17 protein-coding genes are annotated in these 16,636 nt (G+C 35.3%); 13 read left to right on the top strand and 4 right to left on the bottom strand.

The window, feature by feature from the left end; all coding sequences use genetic code 11:
* Nucleotides 1-79: 79 nt before the first annotated feature.
* A complete protein-coding gene (locus AAGD44_RS03255) occupies nucleotides 80-1,201 on the bottom strand; it encodes an ISAs1 family transposase (protein WP_341763535.1) in 1,122 nt (373 codons plus the stop codon).
* A gap of 170 nt (nucleotides 1,202-1,371) precedes the next feature.
* On the opposite strand from AAGD44_RS03255, the gene AAGD44_RS03250 reads away from it, so the two are divergent.
* From AAGD44_RS03250 to AAGD44_RS03210, 9 genes are all read left to right on the top strand, one after another.
* Nucleotides 1,372-2,937 carry an Npt1/Npt2 family nucleotide transporter gene (locus tag AAGD44_RS03250; protein WP_341764545.1) on the top strand — a complete coding sequence of 522 codons (1,566 nt, stop codon included), beginning with the start codon at nucleotides 1,372-1,374 and terminating at the stop codon, nucleotides 2,935-2,937.
* Between the two features lie 101 nt (nucleotides 2,938-3,038).
* Nucleotides 3,039-5,339 carry a Sca4 family protein gene (locus AAGD44_RS03245; protein WP_341764544.1) on the top strand — a complete coding sequence of 767 codons (2,301 nt, stop codon included), beginning with the start codon at nucleotides 3,039-3,041 and terminating at the stop codon, nucleotides 5,337-5,339.
* Nucleotides 5,340-5,605: 266 nt separating this feature from the next.
* Complete coding sequence (locus AAGD44_RS03240; RefSeq protein ID WP_341764543.1) at nucleotides 5,606-6,373, top strand: hypothetical protein; 768 nt, start codon at nucleotides 5,606-5,608, stop codon at nucleotides 6,371-6,373.
* 557 nt (nucleotides 6,374-6,930) lie between these two features.
* Nucleotides 6,931-8,619, top strand: coding sequence for a phage major capsid protein (locus AAGD44_RS03235; protein ID WP_341764542.1), 1,689 nt, complete (start codon nucleotides 6,931-6,933; stop codon nucleotides 8,617-8,619).
* Between the two features lie 143 nt (nucleotides 8,620-8,762).
* A complete protein-coding gene (locus AAGD44_RS03230) occupies nucleotides 8,763-9,299 on the top strand; it encodes a head-tail connector protein (RefSeq protein WP_341764541.1) in 537 nt (178 codons plus the stop codon).
* A 1-nt stretch (nucleotide 9,300) separates the two neighbouring features.
* Entirely contained in the window at nucleotides 9,301-9,639 is a 339-nt protein-coding gene (locus tag AAGD44_RS03225; protein ID WP_341764540.1) for a phage head closure protein, read from the top strand.
* A complete protein-coding gene (locus tag AAGD44_RS03220) occupies nucleotides 9,629-10,045 on the top strand; it encodes a hypothetical protein (RefSeq protein WP_341764539.1) in 417 nt (138 codons plus the stop codon). Before AAGD44_RS03225 ends, AAGD44_RS03220 begins: the two co-directional genes overlap by 11 nt.
* A gap of 67 nt (nucleotides 10,046-10,112) precedes the next feature.
* A complete protein-coding gene (locus tag AAGD44_RS03215) occupies nucleotides 10,113-10,712 on the top strand; it encodes a TIGR02217 family protein (RefSeq protein ID WP_341764538.1) in 600 nt (199 codons plus the stop codon).
* Nucleotides 10,709-11,074, top strand: a complete 366-nt coding sequence (locus AAGD44_RS03210) for a hypothetical protein (RefSeq protein ID WP_341764537.1) — start codon at nucleotides 10,709-10,711, stop codon at nucleotides 11,072-11,074. The genes AAGD44_RS03215 and AAGD44_RS03210 overlap by 4 nt, the downstream gene beginning before the upstream one ends.
* Nucleotides 11,075-11,092: 18 nt before the next feature.
* Here the strand turns inward: AAGD44_RS03210 and AAGD44_RS03205 are convergent, their stop codons facing one another.
* Together AAGD44_RS03205 and AAGD44_RS03200 are read right to left on the bottom strand one after the other, a co-directional pair.
* Complete coding sequence (locus AAGD44_RS03205; protein ID WP_341763476.1) at nucleotides 11,093-11,986, bottom strand: IS3 family transposase; 894 nt, start codon at nucleotides 11,984-11,986, stop codon at nucleotides 11,093-11,095.
* 11 nt (nucleotides 11,987-11,997) lie between these two features.
* Nucleotides 11,998-12,291, bottom strand: coding sequence for a hypothetical protein (locus tag AAGD44_RS03200; protein WP_341763459.1), 294 nt, complete (start codon nucleotides 12,289-12,291; stop codon nucleotides 11,998-12,000).
* Nucleotides 12,292-12,400: 109 nt separating this feature from the next.
* Between AAGD44_RS03200 and AAGD44_RS03195 the strand changes: the two genes are divergently transcribed.
* From AAGD44_RS03195 to AAGD44_RS03180, 4 genes are all read left to right on the top strand, one after another.
* On the top strand, nucleotides 12,401-12,826 hold the full coding sequence (locus tag AAGD44_RS03195; protein WP_341764536.1) for a DUF2163 domain-containing protein: 426 nt from the start codon (nucleotides 12,401-12,403) through the stop codon (nucleotides 12,824-12,826).
* Between the two features lie 53 nt (nucleotides 12,827-12,879).
* Nucleotides 12,880-13,059, top strand: coding sequence for a hypothetical protein (locus AAGD44_RS03190; protein WP_341764535.1), 180 nt, complete (start codon nucleotides 12,880-12,882; stop codon nucleotides 13,057-13,059).
* Nucleotides 13,046-13,489 (top strand): DUF2335 domain-containing protein, encoded by a 444-nt coding sequence (locus AAGD44_RS03185; RefSeq protein ID WP_341764534.1) that lies wholly within the window; start codon nucleotides 13,046-13,048, stop codon nucleotides 13,487-13,489. Before AAGD44_RS03190 ends, AAGD44_RS03185 begins: the two co-directional genes overlap by 14 nt.
* Nucleotides 13,490-14,027: 538 nt before the next feature.
* On the top strand, nucleotides 14,028-15,116 hold the full coding sequence (locus AAGD44_RS03180; protein WP_341764533.1) for a hypothetical protein: 1,089 nt from the start codon (nucleotides 14,028-14,030) through the stop codon (nucleotides 15,114-15,116).
* A gap of 143 nt (nucleotides 15,117-15,259) precedes the next feature.
* On the opposite strand, the gene dnaA is transcribed toward AAGD44_RS03180, so the two are convergent.
* Entirely contained in the window at nucleotides 15,260-16,624 is a 1,365-nt protein-coding gene (dnaA, locus tag AAGD44_RS03175; RefSeq protein WP_341764666.1) for a chromosomal replication initiator protein DnaA, read from the bottom strand.
* Between the last annotated feature and the right edge of the window lie 12 nt (nucleotides 16,625-16,636).

Here is a 16,636-nt window from a genome sequence, read left to right as displayed (position 1 = left end):
TCTGACCAAAGCTGAGAGGAACGAAAATTAGTTACCAGCGAGTCAACAGATTCAGTAATAAACTGCAGGGCTGCCGCACTTAAATATACTGTAAGATAGTGAGTAGTTGATTATTATCCCAACCAGCTGCTTTTCTAAGCTGCTTGATAGAATCCCTTTTTTGCTTAGCCTTCTGTAATACATTCAATGCCATGTGTTTAATAATAGCTATATTTTGAGGAGCATTACCTTTTCTAATACGTGAATCATCATCTCTAAAACTAACATCCAAAATCCAGTGCACACTATTCTCAATAGCCCAATGAGATCGGATTGCCATACCGATTTTTACTGCTTCTTGCTCTAAAGAGCTAATGTAATATCTTGTTTCTTCAGATAAAACTCCTTTTATTTCTCGTTTACTTATAACCTCTATAATTGTCTTAAGCTCCGGCCAATTATGTTGCTCCTGTAATTCTTGTGGCATAGTAACAGCTCGATAAATCCGTTCTTCAATACGTCCATGCTCACTTCCGTCAGTTGTTTGATTGATATCAACTGACAATTCATTCAGCAACTCTTTATCTGCAAATACTAACTTAATATCTTGGTGTAAATTTCCTTGATTACCTTTTAATGATAATATGTAATCTGCTTCTTTATCGATAATTGCTTGGGCAATCTCTCTTTGACAGCCCATAGCATCAATGGTAACAATAGCTCCTTTTATGTCTAGAATACCAAGTAATTTAGGTATTGCTGTAATTTCATTACTTTTATCAGATACTTTCTCTTGTGCTAACACTGTTCGACATTCACTAGCAAAAGCTGATACCATATGTAATGGATTCTTATCACCATCGAATGTATGACGAGACACTTTCCCATCTATAGCTATATGTGTGCTACTTGGAAGTTTTAAGCTACTTGCCCAAACGGTAAAGCATGTGCTGAATGTTTTAGGATCAAGTACTCGAAAAAAACGTCGTAACGTATCGTCAGAAGGAATTCCATTAGCATATGGAAACACCGTACGTAAAAATTCTAATTTTAACCTGCCAAATCGTTCAATATCTCGCCAACCTTCTGCTCCACAAATAATTGCAGTTAAAGTCAAAAATAAAATCTCCTCCACACTATGAAGCTTATTCCTATCAACTCTATGATCATTTATTCCATTAATAAAGTCTTCAAAACTTTCTCGTAATTCTTCTTCTCTCATGGTTACCACTCACTTATTTGTAACCACTACTATAATAATTTTTATTCAATATTACTTATATAATTTTTTATATGAGGCAGCCCTGGGATTATTGATTTTTTTTATTGACGATAGGAATAAAAAGCTTTAACATGTGGTTCTAGCCAAGTTAAAAGGAGGTTAGGCTGCATATGGCAGTAATTCTTAAAATTTTCTCATATTTTATTGTAATTAAAAATACAATAACCCCTACTAAATCACGCTCTCCTACTCTAAGTATCCCTAATAATTTAATAGAATATATTTGGCCGATAGAGCGATCTGAGGCTTCCAAGTTTCTGTATATCACCCTGATAATGTTCTGTATTTTATTTATCCAGAATTTGATCAGAGCACTAAAAGATAGCCTGATTAATACTATGATAGGTACTGAAACGGTCGCGTTTCTAAAATTTTGGGGAGTTTTGCCTTCTGCTTTTCTAATTGCCATAATATATGTCAAATTAGTTAATAAAATGAAGGGGGAAAGCATATTTTATTTAATATTATCAATTTTTCTACTATTTTTTGCCTTATTCGCTTTCCTAATTTTCCCTAATTATAATTCCCTACATTTAAGTAGCACGCATGCTAACATTTTAATAAGTGCTTACCCTAATTTTAAATGGTTTATTTTGCTTTTATCTAAATGGAGTTTTTCTTTATTCTATATAGTAGCAGAATTATGGCCAAATGTGATATTTGCCTTATTATTTTGGCAATTTGTGAATAATATAACTTCCATAGACCAATCTAAGAGATTCTATCCTTTATTTGGACTTTTTGCTCAAACTGGCCTTTATATATCGGGGAAGTTTTTAGAAAACCTAAACTATTTCAATCAATATTTAACTAATAAATTTGATTTAGCGCATACTGAAAGCGAACTCTCTATACAAATTATCCTATCCTGTGTATTAGTATTGGGGGGAGTAGCATTAGTTACTTTCTGGTTTTTAAATCATAAAATATTACCAGAACACCAACGCCATCAGCTACAATTTTCGGCGCAGAAGCAGTCTATCTCTCTTTTAGAAAGCCTGGAAATGATTATTACTTCCAGATATATCAGATTAATTGCTACCTTACTAGTTTGCTATGGATTAGCCATCAATTTAGTGGAAGGACCTTGGAAAGCGTCAGCCGCAAAAATTTATCACACCCCGACAGAATTTGCGATATTTGTGGGTAATTATTTAAGCTATACTGGTATTTTTACTATTATCTTTGTTATTCTTGGTTCTAATATTGTTCGAAGGTTAGGGTGGTATACAGCTGCCTTGATCACGCCTTTAATGGTTTTTACTACTGGTTTATTATTTTTTTTCGTAACTAACTTTGATTATCTAGCGGCGTTGGTAGTAGCAAGCTTTATGCTCACCGATCCGTCCTCTGTTGCTATTGCTCTTGGAGCAATGCAAAATGTTTTAAGTAAATCCAGTAAATATACTTTATTTGATTCTACCAAAGAAATGTCCTATGTACCATTAGATATAGAGTTGAAGACTAAGGGTAAAGCGGCAGCAGATGTTATTGGTACCAAGCTTGGCAAATCAGCTAGTGCCCTTCTGCAGTCTTTAATTTTTATTGTCTTGCCGTCTGCAACTTATCAATCTATATCTATATATTTAATGTGTGTCTTTAGTATAGTCTGCGTAATATGGATATGGACTGTGCGGGAATTGAATAAGGAGTATAAAAAGATAATACAAAACTAATTTTTATTTTGCGAGCAGTTTGATAAAATTATTGCATTTCAAGGAGATATTAACTAACATTTAATCATTATTAAAAGAAATATAACAATGGAGAAGGAGAGATGAAGGAAGATCAGGGGGTTGAAATAAATATTATAGATGAATTGATAGAAGATGAGGAAGTTAAATCTAATCCTACAGATGGCGCCCACTTTACAACAAATAAAGGTAAGGTTGCCTCTTTTAGTGATGCTGCTTCACCGGTTAATGAACAAGAAGCAGATTTCCCAGATATAGAAAATCAGAAGCTACCTCTTAATTTTTCCTTGTCGGGTGATGAGGAAGAAGTGGATGAGATAACCAAGGCAGTTAGAGAAAAAATCTTAGCTGCACAAAGGAGAATAATAGCTGAATATTTGGGAAAGGCAGAGCTTAACAATCGGAGAGATTATGCAGAGTTTGTTGAGGACGAGGAAAATAAACGAAAAGTTCATGAGGCTTTTAGAGATCCTGTAGTAAAAGCTGAGATAGAAAAGGCAGAAATTGAAGGTTATGGGTATATTAAGACACATTTCAAAGACGATTTTAAGCCAATAAAATGGGAAAATAGGCAGACAATAATAAAAGATCCGGAAACTGGGGAAGAAATTATTAAATTAAAATCTACAGTTATTAATGTTCCTACCCAAGTAAGAAAGTTAGATGGTACTGAAGTAACAGTACGTAAACATAGAAAGATAACAGGTATTCCATTCAGCCTGGACTCAGAGAAGATCAGTGGGCCAGTAGTTTTATCATTGGATTTAATGGATCAAAATGGTAAATATTTAGGTAGTAGCAGCCCATTACGTACCACCATCCATTATAACGCGCAGGGGAAGTTAATTGAGTTCAGCTCTCCAGAGCCTATGTTATTCAATGGTAATGATCCCAGTGCAATGGGTTATTTCGAACATGAAGGAAAAATTATTACTACCGGTATAGATCGAGGGATGTACCAAGCACTGATGCAAGAAGTAGCTAAAAATAACGGGCACTCGGTTGACATTTCGCAAGTAGTTGAGGGACCTGATATTGAGCGGGAGCAAGCCCAAGATGTTGTTAGTAGGGGATTAGAGAAAGACACCCCTTCTACTGCTACTAAAAACTTTCAGGATATAGGGAATAAATCCACAAGCGCAGTAGAGTTAGCAGATGTAGAAAACATCTCAAAGAATCTGAATGCAGAATTGTGGGATAAAACTATGAACCCAAATGCTAACATACAGATGGATGCAGAAGTGAAGCTAAGCCCATCCATGGATATGAATTCTCAGGCAGACACAATATGGGCAACTTTAAATAAGGACACTAAAACAGAGGAGGCATTAATAAAGGAAAAACTTGCCTCCCTGGGCCCAATCGAGAGAGAACAGGTGCTGAAGGACTTAGCAAACAATAGGTTCTTGCCAGCGGGAGGAGAAGTTCCAAGCCACTCAACTAGCGTAACTGATGTCGCACTAAAAAGACAATCCCTACTAAAGGAGCAAAAAAGCGACGTTGCAGATTTAATGGGCAAAGAAAGCAAATCGGCAGATAATCTAATTGATTCGCGTATTGATAAAGCTAAAGCTTCAGCGCCACAATCTACTAGATTTATTGATGGTAAAGAAGAGCACGAGCAGAAACTACAGGATGAGAAAAACCCCGATACTACACCCGCAGACCCTCATATAGTTAGCGTGGTGCAAGCAGAGAATTTAATACAGACCCTTAAAAATCCACCACGTAGCCCCTCATTGTTTCCAGTAGCGCCTACAATAAAGGTAATGACAGACCAGCAGATTGACACAGAAGTGGCTGCTTTATGGGAAAAGCTGCAAGAGAAACCCATCACACACCAGAAAGATGTGATTAACAAACACATTGAGGAAGCCCCCTCCCAGGGGATATCTCACAATTATCTAGAAGAATTATTACAATACCAGAAAGATGTGATTAATAAACGCCTTGAGGAAGCCCCCTCCCAGGGGATATCTCACAATGATCAAAAAAAATTATTACAAAAATTAGCAGAAAAGGTAGCTAAGGGAAGAGAGGAGAAATTAAAACCATTGGCGAAAATTGATGAGGAAAAGCAGAGAGAAGGTAAGATACCCTTGAAGCCGCAGCAGGAGAGTGATGACAAGGAGTTAGTGACAGTTAGATTAAAAACAGAAATACGAACTGTAGACCCCGATGGGTGGCCTTCCACAATAGTTGGTCTTTATGACGAAGATAGCAAAGCTATGAATACTCCGGGTAATGTAGGATTACTAGCATTTATCAATAAAAGCATTGTTGAATTAAAATCAGAAGTGGCTTTGAAGCCTGTACCAAAAGGTTTAGGGTCTCTTAATAAGGGTAACCGCAGTCAGGTTGGTGGGGGTGGATTGGCACATTAGTCACAGCGGCGAAAACGATCAGAAATATCTCTCTATTTAGGTTGCTATCAATAAGCAACCATCAGGTCGCACCCCCGCTTTAAGGGCGAAGGGTGCGCCATTTCTTACTTTGGGACAATATAATATCAAGATAATTATTTTTACCGCGAATTGTGGTTTATTTAAGAAATTAATAATAGCTTCTCGCTCTCTAATATTAACTGTTGATATTATTCCAAATTTGTGTATAAATTAAGGCTTATGCATAAATTAGAGGGCAATTGCTTATGTCTAAGGGACGTAGTTTAGAAGGTATTAAGACAATAGAAGATCCTACATCATTGACTGACTTTGTATCCTCAATAGGGGAGGTTGTTGGAGCGTCCTTAAGAAGGTCTTCGGAAGAAATACAATCGCGTGGCTCTAAGGATTTATTCCCTGCAATGGGCTCTTTAGCTATAAAGACTCTTGGAGAGCTTGGTAGTATAGCAATTACTGCTGCAGCATCTGTGATTCCGGAAGAAGAAAAAGAGAAATTAGCTAATTTCGCCACCAAGGTTGGAAAAATAAGTAAAATAGCTTCTAATATCGAACAGGCTTCTGAAGAATATATCCCTAAAATATGGGATATATTAAGTCAAGGGTTAACAGTGCTATTAGCGCCCTTAAAAAATATAATATCACCTATAGTGGATCTACTTAAAAACTTAGGTAAAAGTTTTATGGAAGGAATACACTCCATATTTAGTAAACCTCTTGAAGGACAAGAAAAGGCTTATTTAAATGTTACAAAGAATGTAGATAAGTGGTTTGAGAAGGTTGATGAGATTATGGAAAGACCCAAGAAAACACTAGATAATATTATTACTGCATTAGACAAACCTATTAAAGGGGTTAATAACCCAGTAATCGCAAATACTATTAATGAGAGTAATAAAGGTGTTACTATGGTAGATCGGATGAAACTCCACTATCCTCCCGTACCGAATAGTAGTATCACTCCTCCCTCAACACCTGCCAATAAGCAAGGTCCTAGCCATACTATCCAGCGATAATCTATATATACTCCTCTGATATGAATTCGCATGCGTCGTTGCTCAATGTTCGCCTATTATCTATAGGCGAGTGCGCTATTCAAAATAAAATAGACCTCTTTCCAAACTCGCTACTACTGAGGAATTTTGTATCTTTTCACCCCCCCGGCCTAAATTCAATTGTTAGTGTATTTTTCCTTCGAAAATACACCCTGGAGACGCGAAAACCACAGTCTTAAATTTCAAAAACTTATACAAAATTATTTTAATAGTTGAATCTCGGCCGGGGTGGTGAAAAGATACGGAATTTTTAGGAGAAGCGAAGTCGAGTTGAGCTGCGTACATAGACGATTGTTACGGAACGGAGACGAGTTTCGACGAAAAAATTACCAGTAGGAGTAGAGTTTGGAAAGAGGTCTAATGATGATTTTTGAAGCCCGAACATTATATATACCCTTTTGATTTCAAAAAACAATTCTTGAAATCATTCTAGTAATTTAAAATTTTTTTTCTTCAACTACTTAGTGCTAGACTATTAATAGGATATATTACTTATAATTATTGCAATTATAGGTAATATGGATACTCAACTCTTATACTGCACTCTTGGAAATCAAAACTTAATTATCAAATCTGTCGGCGAAAATGGCGTTCATATTTCAGGTTATGCTAGTGTATATAATGTTTTAGATCAACATAATGATTTAATTATTAAAGGAGCATTTGCAAGCCCGGAAATAGATAAGCCAAATATTAAGTTATTATGGCAACATGATTGTACTAAGCCAATCGGCGTAATCCACTCGTTAACTGAAGATGATTATGGGCTACAAGTTGACGCCATAATTAATAATAAAATTGAAACGGGCCGAGAAGCGATAGAGTTAGTACGGCAAGGGGCAGTTGATGGGCTTTCGATTGGCTTTAATATTCAGCTTGCCAATTACAATAACTTAAATCAAAGAGTAATCACCAAGGCTAAATTAGTGGAGGTTAGCATTGTCACTTTTCCTGCTAATTGTCAGGCTAAAATTACCCATATAACTAAACATCTTCCCCTTCCTAATCCCACGCCACACAATAGACCTCCTTCAAATTTCCTGCGCGATGGGAGTTGCGAAAGAAGTCTGTTCAAATTCCCAACTCGATGCAAGCTGCAAAAGAGGGGTGATTTAAATTCAATTGGGCAAAATATAACCCCTACATTTTTAACGGAGAAGAACATGAATAATGAATTATTAAGTCCTAACGATAATGATGAAGAACTACCCTATTTAAAAATTAATAAACTACAAGATAGAATTCATAATCTAGAGAATTTTTTGTCACGCCCAGAGATAGATACAAGGCAGGATCTAGAGCATAAAAATGCTTTTAGTAATTATATTAGGCAAGGTAATAAAGGTGAAATCATAGAAAAAGCCATGCAGGGCAGCAACGATGATGGAGGGGTGTTACTAGTACCCACTTTATATAACAACATCATTAGTGAAATGCATTCCCGCTCCCCAATGAGGCAGTTGGCTTCTACTTCAATAATCTCCAGTAATGCTCTTGATATAGTGATTGAAGAAGGGTCTTTTTCTAGTGGTTGGGTGGGCGAAGTGGAAGCACGAGATGATACTACTACCTCTAAGCTAAAGCAGCAGAGAATTTTTGTTCATGAACTATATGCGCAGCCTAAAGCAAGCCAAACTCTGATAAATGATTCAGCGATAAGGATCGATAATTGGTTAATAGAATGTTTAAGAGATAGCTTCGTCAAAGCTGAAAATGATGCTTTTATCAACGGAGATGGTAAGAAAAAGCCTAAAGGTATTTTATCTAAAGATCATAATAAAATCGATAAGTTCAATATGGGAAGTAGTGTAAGTGTGTCAGGATTATTAGACCTGATTAATTTGCTTGATGCAGATTACGCAGCAAATGCTAGCTTTTTAATGCACCGCAGTACTTTATCAGAAATTCAAAAATTGCAAGATAATAATGGGCGGTTTATCTGGCAACAATCATTATCTGAATCTTTAACCCAAACAATTTTTGGCATACCAGTGATTTGCTGCTCGGAGATGATGACAATCAAACCAGGCAATATCGCCATTGCGCTTGGGGATTTTCGTTTGGCATATAAGATAGTAGACCGTAGCGGCATTAATATTATGCGAGACCCATATACCGATAAGCCATTTGTAAAATTTTATGCGGTAAAAAGGGTAGGGGGTGATGTGATAAATCAACGGGCTATTAAATTTGGATTATTTAGTTAGTTATAGTCACTTAGGTTAAACTAGCTACGTTGTTGTTCGTCGCTTACCTAGTATCTCCTAGGCTTCACTCCTCGTGCCTAGTATCTAATTCAACCTAAGTGACTATATATACTATACCAACTCTTCATTTATGAACAGTATATATGTACCAAAAAAATATTTTTAAAGTGACCTCGTTAACTCCGCAGAACATTTGGCCTTTAGAAGAGGTTAAGAATTATATGAGGATTGAGGCTGATTATGATAATGCGTTAATTAGCAGCTTAATTGAGGCGGCAATTATAACGGCAGAAAATTTTACTAAGCTTTCACTAATTTCAAGAATGATAGAATTTACTTGTAATATTAAAAGACAACAGCATTTTCCGCTCAAATATGCTCCTATAAAATATGTAGATAAAGTTACGGTAAAAACTAGTGAAGAAGAATTGGCGCTACACGATAAGCAATATTATGTAGATCAAATTGATTCGGTGTTGTGCTTAAATGAGCCAATAGAATACCAGGAAATAGTAGTGAGCTATAGCGCAGGCTTTGAGCAATGCAATCTTCCGCCTGCAATAAGGCATGGCATATTGATACATGTAGCAGAAATGTATGATAGGGAAAGCTCTAATAATATTGCGATGTCGCTTGAAATTAAGAATTTATACCTTCCATATAGGCAATTGAGGATATGAAATGAAAAAGTCAATAGCTCGTAATTTTCAACATCAAGTTAAATTTTTAGAGAATTTCGCTACAAATGAACTAGAACACGAAAGATGGCAAGAAAAATTTGCGGTTTATGCTGAAATAAAACCTATTTGTGAGAACAGATTTATCGCCATTGAACATTTAAGCTTTGGGCATGTGATGACCGAAGGATACTACAGCTTTAAAATAAGGTTTATTAAAAATATCACTACTAATATGCGGATATTATTTAAAGAGAGATATTTCGAAATTAAAAGAATTATTAATATTTTAGAGCAAGATAAATTTTTAAATATAATAGGTTTAGAAATATATGTCTCTTAATTTTATTCAAGATTTTCAGCAAGCAACCTATAGATTATTGTCAGGCGAGCCAAATATTAGGCTGCAGGTTGACCGAATTTATTTATCAGTAGTTCAAGATGCTAAATATCCTTTTATCTTAATAAATATTTTAAAAGCTGAAAATATATCAACAATTAAGCAAGATATATATGAAATAGATTTTACAATATGTGGGTTTGCTCGAGACAAAAAGCAAGTTATCCTGACTGCTCTGGCGGATCAGATTACTAATAAATTAACGACTAGTTCGTACCCAACACAAACTTATATTGTTGCTAGTTTAAAGGCTTGCAATATAAGTTTTGGGCATAGCCATGACCTTATTACTGCTAAGATGACAATAAATTATAAGGCCTTATTAAAAAGTAATAGGCTTCCTGCATAAAGTACGACGAAGGTAGATGATTAGTTTTCAGAAATGGTATTATTTAATAAAGTGAAGGAAAATAAGTATGAATTTTCATGATATACGGTTACCGCAGTTTATTGAAAGTTTTGCAATAGGTAGAGCTGCTTTCGCTACTTCTTGTGTGTCAACTTTGTCTGGTAGAGAAGTAAGAAATTTAGATAGGGAATATTCTCAACAAAAATATTTGATTAAAAATTGTCGGCTAAGTAGCCTGGAATTTGAACAGTTTAGTGCTTTTTTTCGGGCCAGGCGAGGTAGTAATTTTTCTTTTCGTTTTAGAGATAATTTAGATTATCAAGCAACCACACAAGTGATTAGTAAAGGAGACGGAAAATTGCAGCAATATCAATTAATTAAAACCTATGAAGATCCAATAATGCCATATTCCAGGATTATTACTAAGCCGGTATGGAATAGTTGTGAGTTCTCGGTTTATCCTAGTGACAGTGTCAGCATAGCACCAAAAGTGAATCACACTAACGGAGTAGTGAGCTTAGAAGCCCCCCTAGAAGAAGAACATATTTTAATTGCTAGTTACCTTTTTGAAGTAGAAGTGCGTTTTGGTAGTGATAGCTTTGAATATCATTACGCTCACGATGCCTCAATAGAATTAGCGGAAATAGAATTATTAGAGGTAATATGACCAGTTTGACTATACCGCTGCCTATGGCTCAAAGCGCAGAGCTGAAATATTGTTTTCACATTAAATTGCCAGATAACAGTAATCTATATTTAACAGAATTTGATAAATCAATTTTAATCGATGATAAAATCTTTATTCCTAATTCTGGGATGACTTTACAAGAAGGAGAATTTAACGATTCTGGCCAAAACTATATTATACTAGGAGGCATTTTTGAGAATCATGGGATAGAAAAACATCATGATTTAACTGATGCGGTGGTAAAAATATATCAGTGTTTTGCTCAAAGAATTAATTATTTCGTTAGTTATAGATGTAGTACTTTGAACTGCGCCCCTATGTTTAGACCAAAAAAGCTTTAAATAGAGAGACTATTATTTTCATAAACTATCTACAAAAATATTATTTTTATAATTTTGTAGCTGTTGTGGTAATAGTGGAATTGTGGGTAAGTCGCAAGACTTATCCATAAATCCACTATATATCTCAAACGGCGTTTTGTACTCCAAAGCCTGATGGGGCCTTTGATTGTTATACCAATTCAACCATTTCGGGATATTATTTTTCAACTCTAAAACTGAAGTACACCGGTATAAATACGACCCCTCATACTTAAACGATCGCCATAAACGCTCAATATGGGCATTATCGTTACACCTGCCTTTGCCCGTCATGCTGATGCTTATGACGCATCTCCTCAATTCATTAATCCAATCCTCGCTGGTAAACTGGCTACCTTGATCACTATTAATTATCGACGGCTTCCCATATTTAGCTATAGCATCTTCTAACGCTAGCAAACAGCTCTCTGTATTTAAACTATTTGATAAACGATATCCTACTACTAATCTAGTATAAACATCGATTAATGCAACCAAATACATAAAACCACTTTGTACCCTTAAATAAGTGATATCCACCTGCCATACCTGATTTGGCTTTATAACCTCTAACCCTGATAGCAAATATGGATAAATAGCTTCTTTTAGGTTTCTTTTACTTGTATTAATCGAAGGGTAAATTGCTTGCAAATTCATTAGTTTCATCAACCTCCTGACTTTTTTGCTGTTAACAATTACCACTTCTCTCCTAAGTATCGCCGTTATTCGCCGGTAACCATATATCGGATAATTACTATAGATCTCAACTATTCTATTACTTAAATAATTATCTTGATCCTTCTCCGAATCCTTGTAATATAGGCTGGAGCGGTTCAGATTCAATAGCTGACTTTGCCGACGAACACTTAAATCTTTATAATCCTTATCTACCATCACTTTCCTCTTTATAGTTTCAACTTGGCAGATACGAGCTGCAAAAAATCGTTTTCTACCTTCAATTTGCCAATAGTTGCATGCAGTTTCTCTATTTCGCTTGTAGAACTAGAGGAATTACCGTTTTCATAGCTAAACTTAAAAATATCAGCACCATTTTCCAAAAATTGTTTCTTCCACCTTGTCATTACCGACCTTGGAACTTGATATTTTGAGATTATTTCAGCAATACTCAAATCTCCTCGGATCATCTCTAGCGATACTTTAAACTTAAATTCTTTACTGTAACTTTTTGGCTTACTCATTTTCGACTGCTCCTATTTTATATTTATTTTAACATAAAATAGTCTCTCTATCACTGCTCTAGTTTTCGGGGCGCATTACGCTTATATCAAAAGAGATCTAGATTTTACTTTGCATCTCATCTCAAACACCGCGGCTTATAACCAAACTATATTACAATCCTACAGTAAGAATTGTCGAGCTAATTTTGGTGACTCACGCTGCAAAATAGATAAAACAATGTATAGCACCCTGTATAACATTGAAGAAATTTTTGGTAAAACTATTCGAATCAGCAATCTAAATAAAGAAGATGGATATTTTATGGGCGGAGATGTGAATTTTGGGGAGGGGGCCTTTTGCGCAAAAGTTGCAAATCATACCCAAAATATACTTATAGTTGATAAAGTAATTCCAGATAACATAAAATACCACAAAACCGCTAGGATTACCGCTGGCTGCGATAAAAATTTTATAACTTGTTGCAATAAATTTCAGAATGCAGTAAATTTCAGGGGTGAACCTTTTTTACCTGATGATAGGTTCATTAAGTTGTAATTATGTCAACCAATTTAAAAAATGTTAATCATTTTCAACTATAAATGAAATTTATGAAATATTTCTTAGCAAGTTTTTCTAGGTTCTTATCAGATTTTTTAAACGTTTTCACAATTTTACCAGCGCCTTTAAGAAAAAAACAAGAAATAGATTTGCGTGAATATTTTATCAAAATAGAAAAAGATATTAATTCCGCATTTCAAGAAATAAAAAGAGATTATGAAAGAGAATAAAAGTTTCTTTGCTAATAATAATAGGCTCAATAAAGGCTATTTTAAAATGACCCCTCCTAGGGATTCAGATTATAAATACTATCGTAAGAAATTTGAGCATGTCCTGCCTCCTATTGAGTTATTAGAAGAATATGAAACTCTTTATCCAGGCACTATAGCTAAGCTAATAGCCATGTCTGAGAAAGAACAAATACATCGCCATAAGCTAGAAATTAAAAATATTGAATCTTATGAACTCTTAGTAACAAAAGGTAGAGTTAGTAGTATTTTATTTATTATAACATTGGCAATAATTACTGCCTGCCTTACCCAGCTTGATTATATTGTTGCTAGTATTTTTGCTGCTTCAACCATTTTGACTGTGGTTATCAGTATATTATTAGGCACTTTTAATACTCTTAAAAATAAAAAAGATTATAGTCATAAGTGAAGTTTTTATAACGTATTAAAACCTCAGGATTAATAACCTCCTAAATTTATCTATAGTCAATTAAGATGAATTAAGGACTAGGCGCGAGGCGCGAAGCCTAGAACTACTAGGCGAGCAACGAGCAACAACCGTCCCTAGTTTATATTAATTGACTATACCTGCAGCTAAAATGCAGCTCTGCAGCAGCTTAAACCTCTAAACTGCCTCATTGTCCTTCCTATATACTTTATCCTTACTAGGTTTTGTGAAGGTTTCTCTCTAATGGTCGATTTCGTCGTTATTTTCGTTCTCGAATCCTCACGTATCCCCTAGTGTGCTGCGGTTCTGTGAGCAAAAATGCCTATAAATCTACTCATTACATAGAAACCTTCACAAAACCTAAAAAGCAGTCAATCTTAATTTTAATTTACTACAAGATATTATAAATTCCTTAAAAAATCTAAAAAACTTATTGCTATTATACTAATAATACTGTATTAACCTTTTACAAAAAGTTAAAACATTAATTAATTATTAACTAAATAATTAAAAGGTATTTATGGCAAAGTCTGGAGAAACAACAGAGGAAGCAACAATGAAGCAAACAAGGAAAGGAACGAGATTGAAGTTAAGCCTAGAGTTTAAAAACCTAGACCCCTCTACGGTAAATTCTACGATAAATTCAAGAGATGATAGATATGGAGAAGCACTAAAAAATTTGGTGCTAGAGGGATATCTATCCATACGCCTCGAAATGGTAGTATGGATCGACTTTGATGGGACAATGGTAACGGGGAACCTGACTAGTCAGTTGGAGCAAGAGTTTATCTTTACTCCTATAGGTTGCGGCATTGCAGTTAATGGTGCTCTACTTCTGGGCCGAAAGGAACCTGGATATGAACCTAGCGACATCGCAAAGCGGACGGTTGAGATATTAACAGCTTCAAACTCTAGAATTAAAATCCATGAGCCTGAAATGCAAAAAGAATTTTTGAAATATTGTCTATCGTGCCTAGAAAAATGTCAGATTATAATTCATACACTTAGCAAATATCCTGCTGCAGTAACAGCGACATTAAGGATACTGGAACTTGATGAAGAGCAGATAAAGAAAATTGTCATCATATCAGGTATGGAGGATAAAGGTGTAGAAGGTAACACAGGGCATATATGGATAGGTGAGAGTGTAGAAGGTAAAACAGGGCATATATGGATAGGTGAGAGGTTATGCCCCACAAAAAATAAGGGGAAGAATATATTTGTAGATGATGATGCGAACAATATAGAAGCAGCAGAGAAGCAGGGCTTTCAAATTGTGAAAGCAGGAAAAGGCCGTAATTGGGTACCAGAAGCATTAGATAAAGTAAAAGCTACAGGCCAAACAATAGATCTACCAAATGATACTTTATCAACGGAAGATAAAGAAGGGTTAGATGCAGGACTAAGTGAACTGCCCTGCAAAAAATTTAAGGATAGTGATGAGATGTCAATGGAGCAAAGTGGATCATCGATAAATCAAACTGCGGCAGAGGACAGAATAGAACCTTCCTCTTCTTTGCTAACTGGTATGGCGGATAATCTGATCAACGCAGACTATAGTCCGGACTGTGAGAGCAGCATAATAGGGGATTATATCGAAGGTTCTTAACCTACATTAATTTTGTTAGACTCTTTTGCTTTAAAGAATTGTTTTTTGAAAATATCATGGGCGCAGGGGATCAAGTACCTTACGTATGCTGCGCTCCTTCACCATTCATTTTCAAATCCAATCTGGAGATCATTCGAGTATACTTAATTCTGTAATATCTTCATTAATAAACCAAGTTCTTCACGGAATTCTATATCAGTTTCACATAATTCTTCTACTTTTTTAATCGCATGCATTACAGTAGTATGATCCTTTTTGCCGAATTTTTTCCCAATATCAGTAAGGCTTTTAGGAGTTAAAGTTTTACTTAAATACATAGCTAGTTGCCTTGGCCTAGCTATTGAGCGGATACGTCTAGGGGAGGACATATCAGAAAACTTAATATTATAACGCTGGGCTACTTTTTTTTGGATATCCTCAATAGTAATAATTCTTTCATTAGAACGTAATAAGTCCCGTAAGATATTTTGGGTGTTTTCTAAGGTTATTTCTCTCCCAACTAAAGTAGAATGCGCGATAACTTTATTCAGGGCCCCTTCTAACTCTCTGACATTTGAGGTTATTTTTGCTGCTAAAAACTCAATAACATTTTTAGGAATATGAATATTCATTTGCTCCAGCTTAGATTCTAAGATCCCAAGGCGAAGCTCATAGGTAGTGCTATGGACATCTGCAACCAACCCCCAACCGAGCCTAGACTTTATGCGATCTTCAATATTATCCAGGTCTGAGGGAGAGCGATCACATGAGATAACCATTTGCCGATTATTATCAATTAAAGCATTAAAAGTGTGGAAAAACTCTTCTTGAGTACTATCTTTACCACAAATAAACTGGATATCATCAATCATTAGCACATCAACTGACCGGAATTCTTCTTTAAAAGACATCACATCTTTATTACGCAGGGCTTTAACAAATTGGTACATAAATTTTTCTGCCGACATGTAAATTACTTTACGTTGTGGATTATTATGTTTTATATACCAAGCAATAGCATGCATTAAGTGAGTTTTACCAAGCCCCACCCCTCCATAGAGGAATAAAGGGTTGGATTCAGCTACAGCATTCGCTGACTCTGCAACCGCCCTTGAAGCAGCATATGCCAATTCATTAGGTCCTCCAACTACAAAATTATCAAAAGTGAAGCGTAAGTCTAAGGCAGAGAATATACTCTCAGGGCTAGTATCTACTTCTTCTGTCGCTGGTAGCTTTTCAAAATTATGATAGATAGCTTGCTTCAAATCCGGTAATTCTTTAGTAACTATTTCAATTGTTTTTATTTCGCAGTCATAAGATTGCCAAGATTGTAATATTGTAGTGATATATCTGGCTTTTATCCAATCACGAATAAAATTTGTGGGGGTAGAAAGAATAATAGTACTAATCGAACATTCTAAGAAACTAATCTTACTAAACCAGCTTTTATATAAAGCATCCCCATAATGTTTATTAAGATCAAGTAATACTTGTTTCCAGATATCCCGAGATTTATGAATTTCTTCCATAGAGAATTGATT

Origin of the sequence: Candidatus Tisiphia endosymbiont of Beris chalybata, from assembly GCF_964026555.1 — a bacterium.
In the GTDB taxonomy this organism is placed as follows: Bacteria; Pseudomonadota; Alphaproteobacteria; order Rickettsiales; family Rickettsiaceae; genus Tisiphia.
This window is presented reverse-complemented; position numbering and strand designations above follow the sequence as displayed.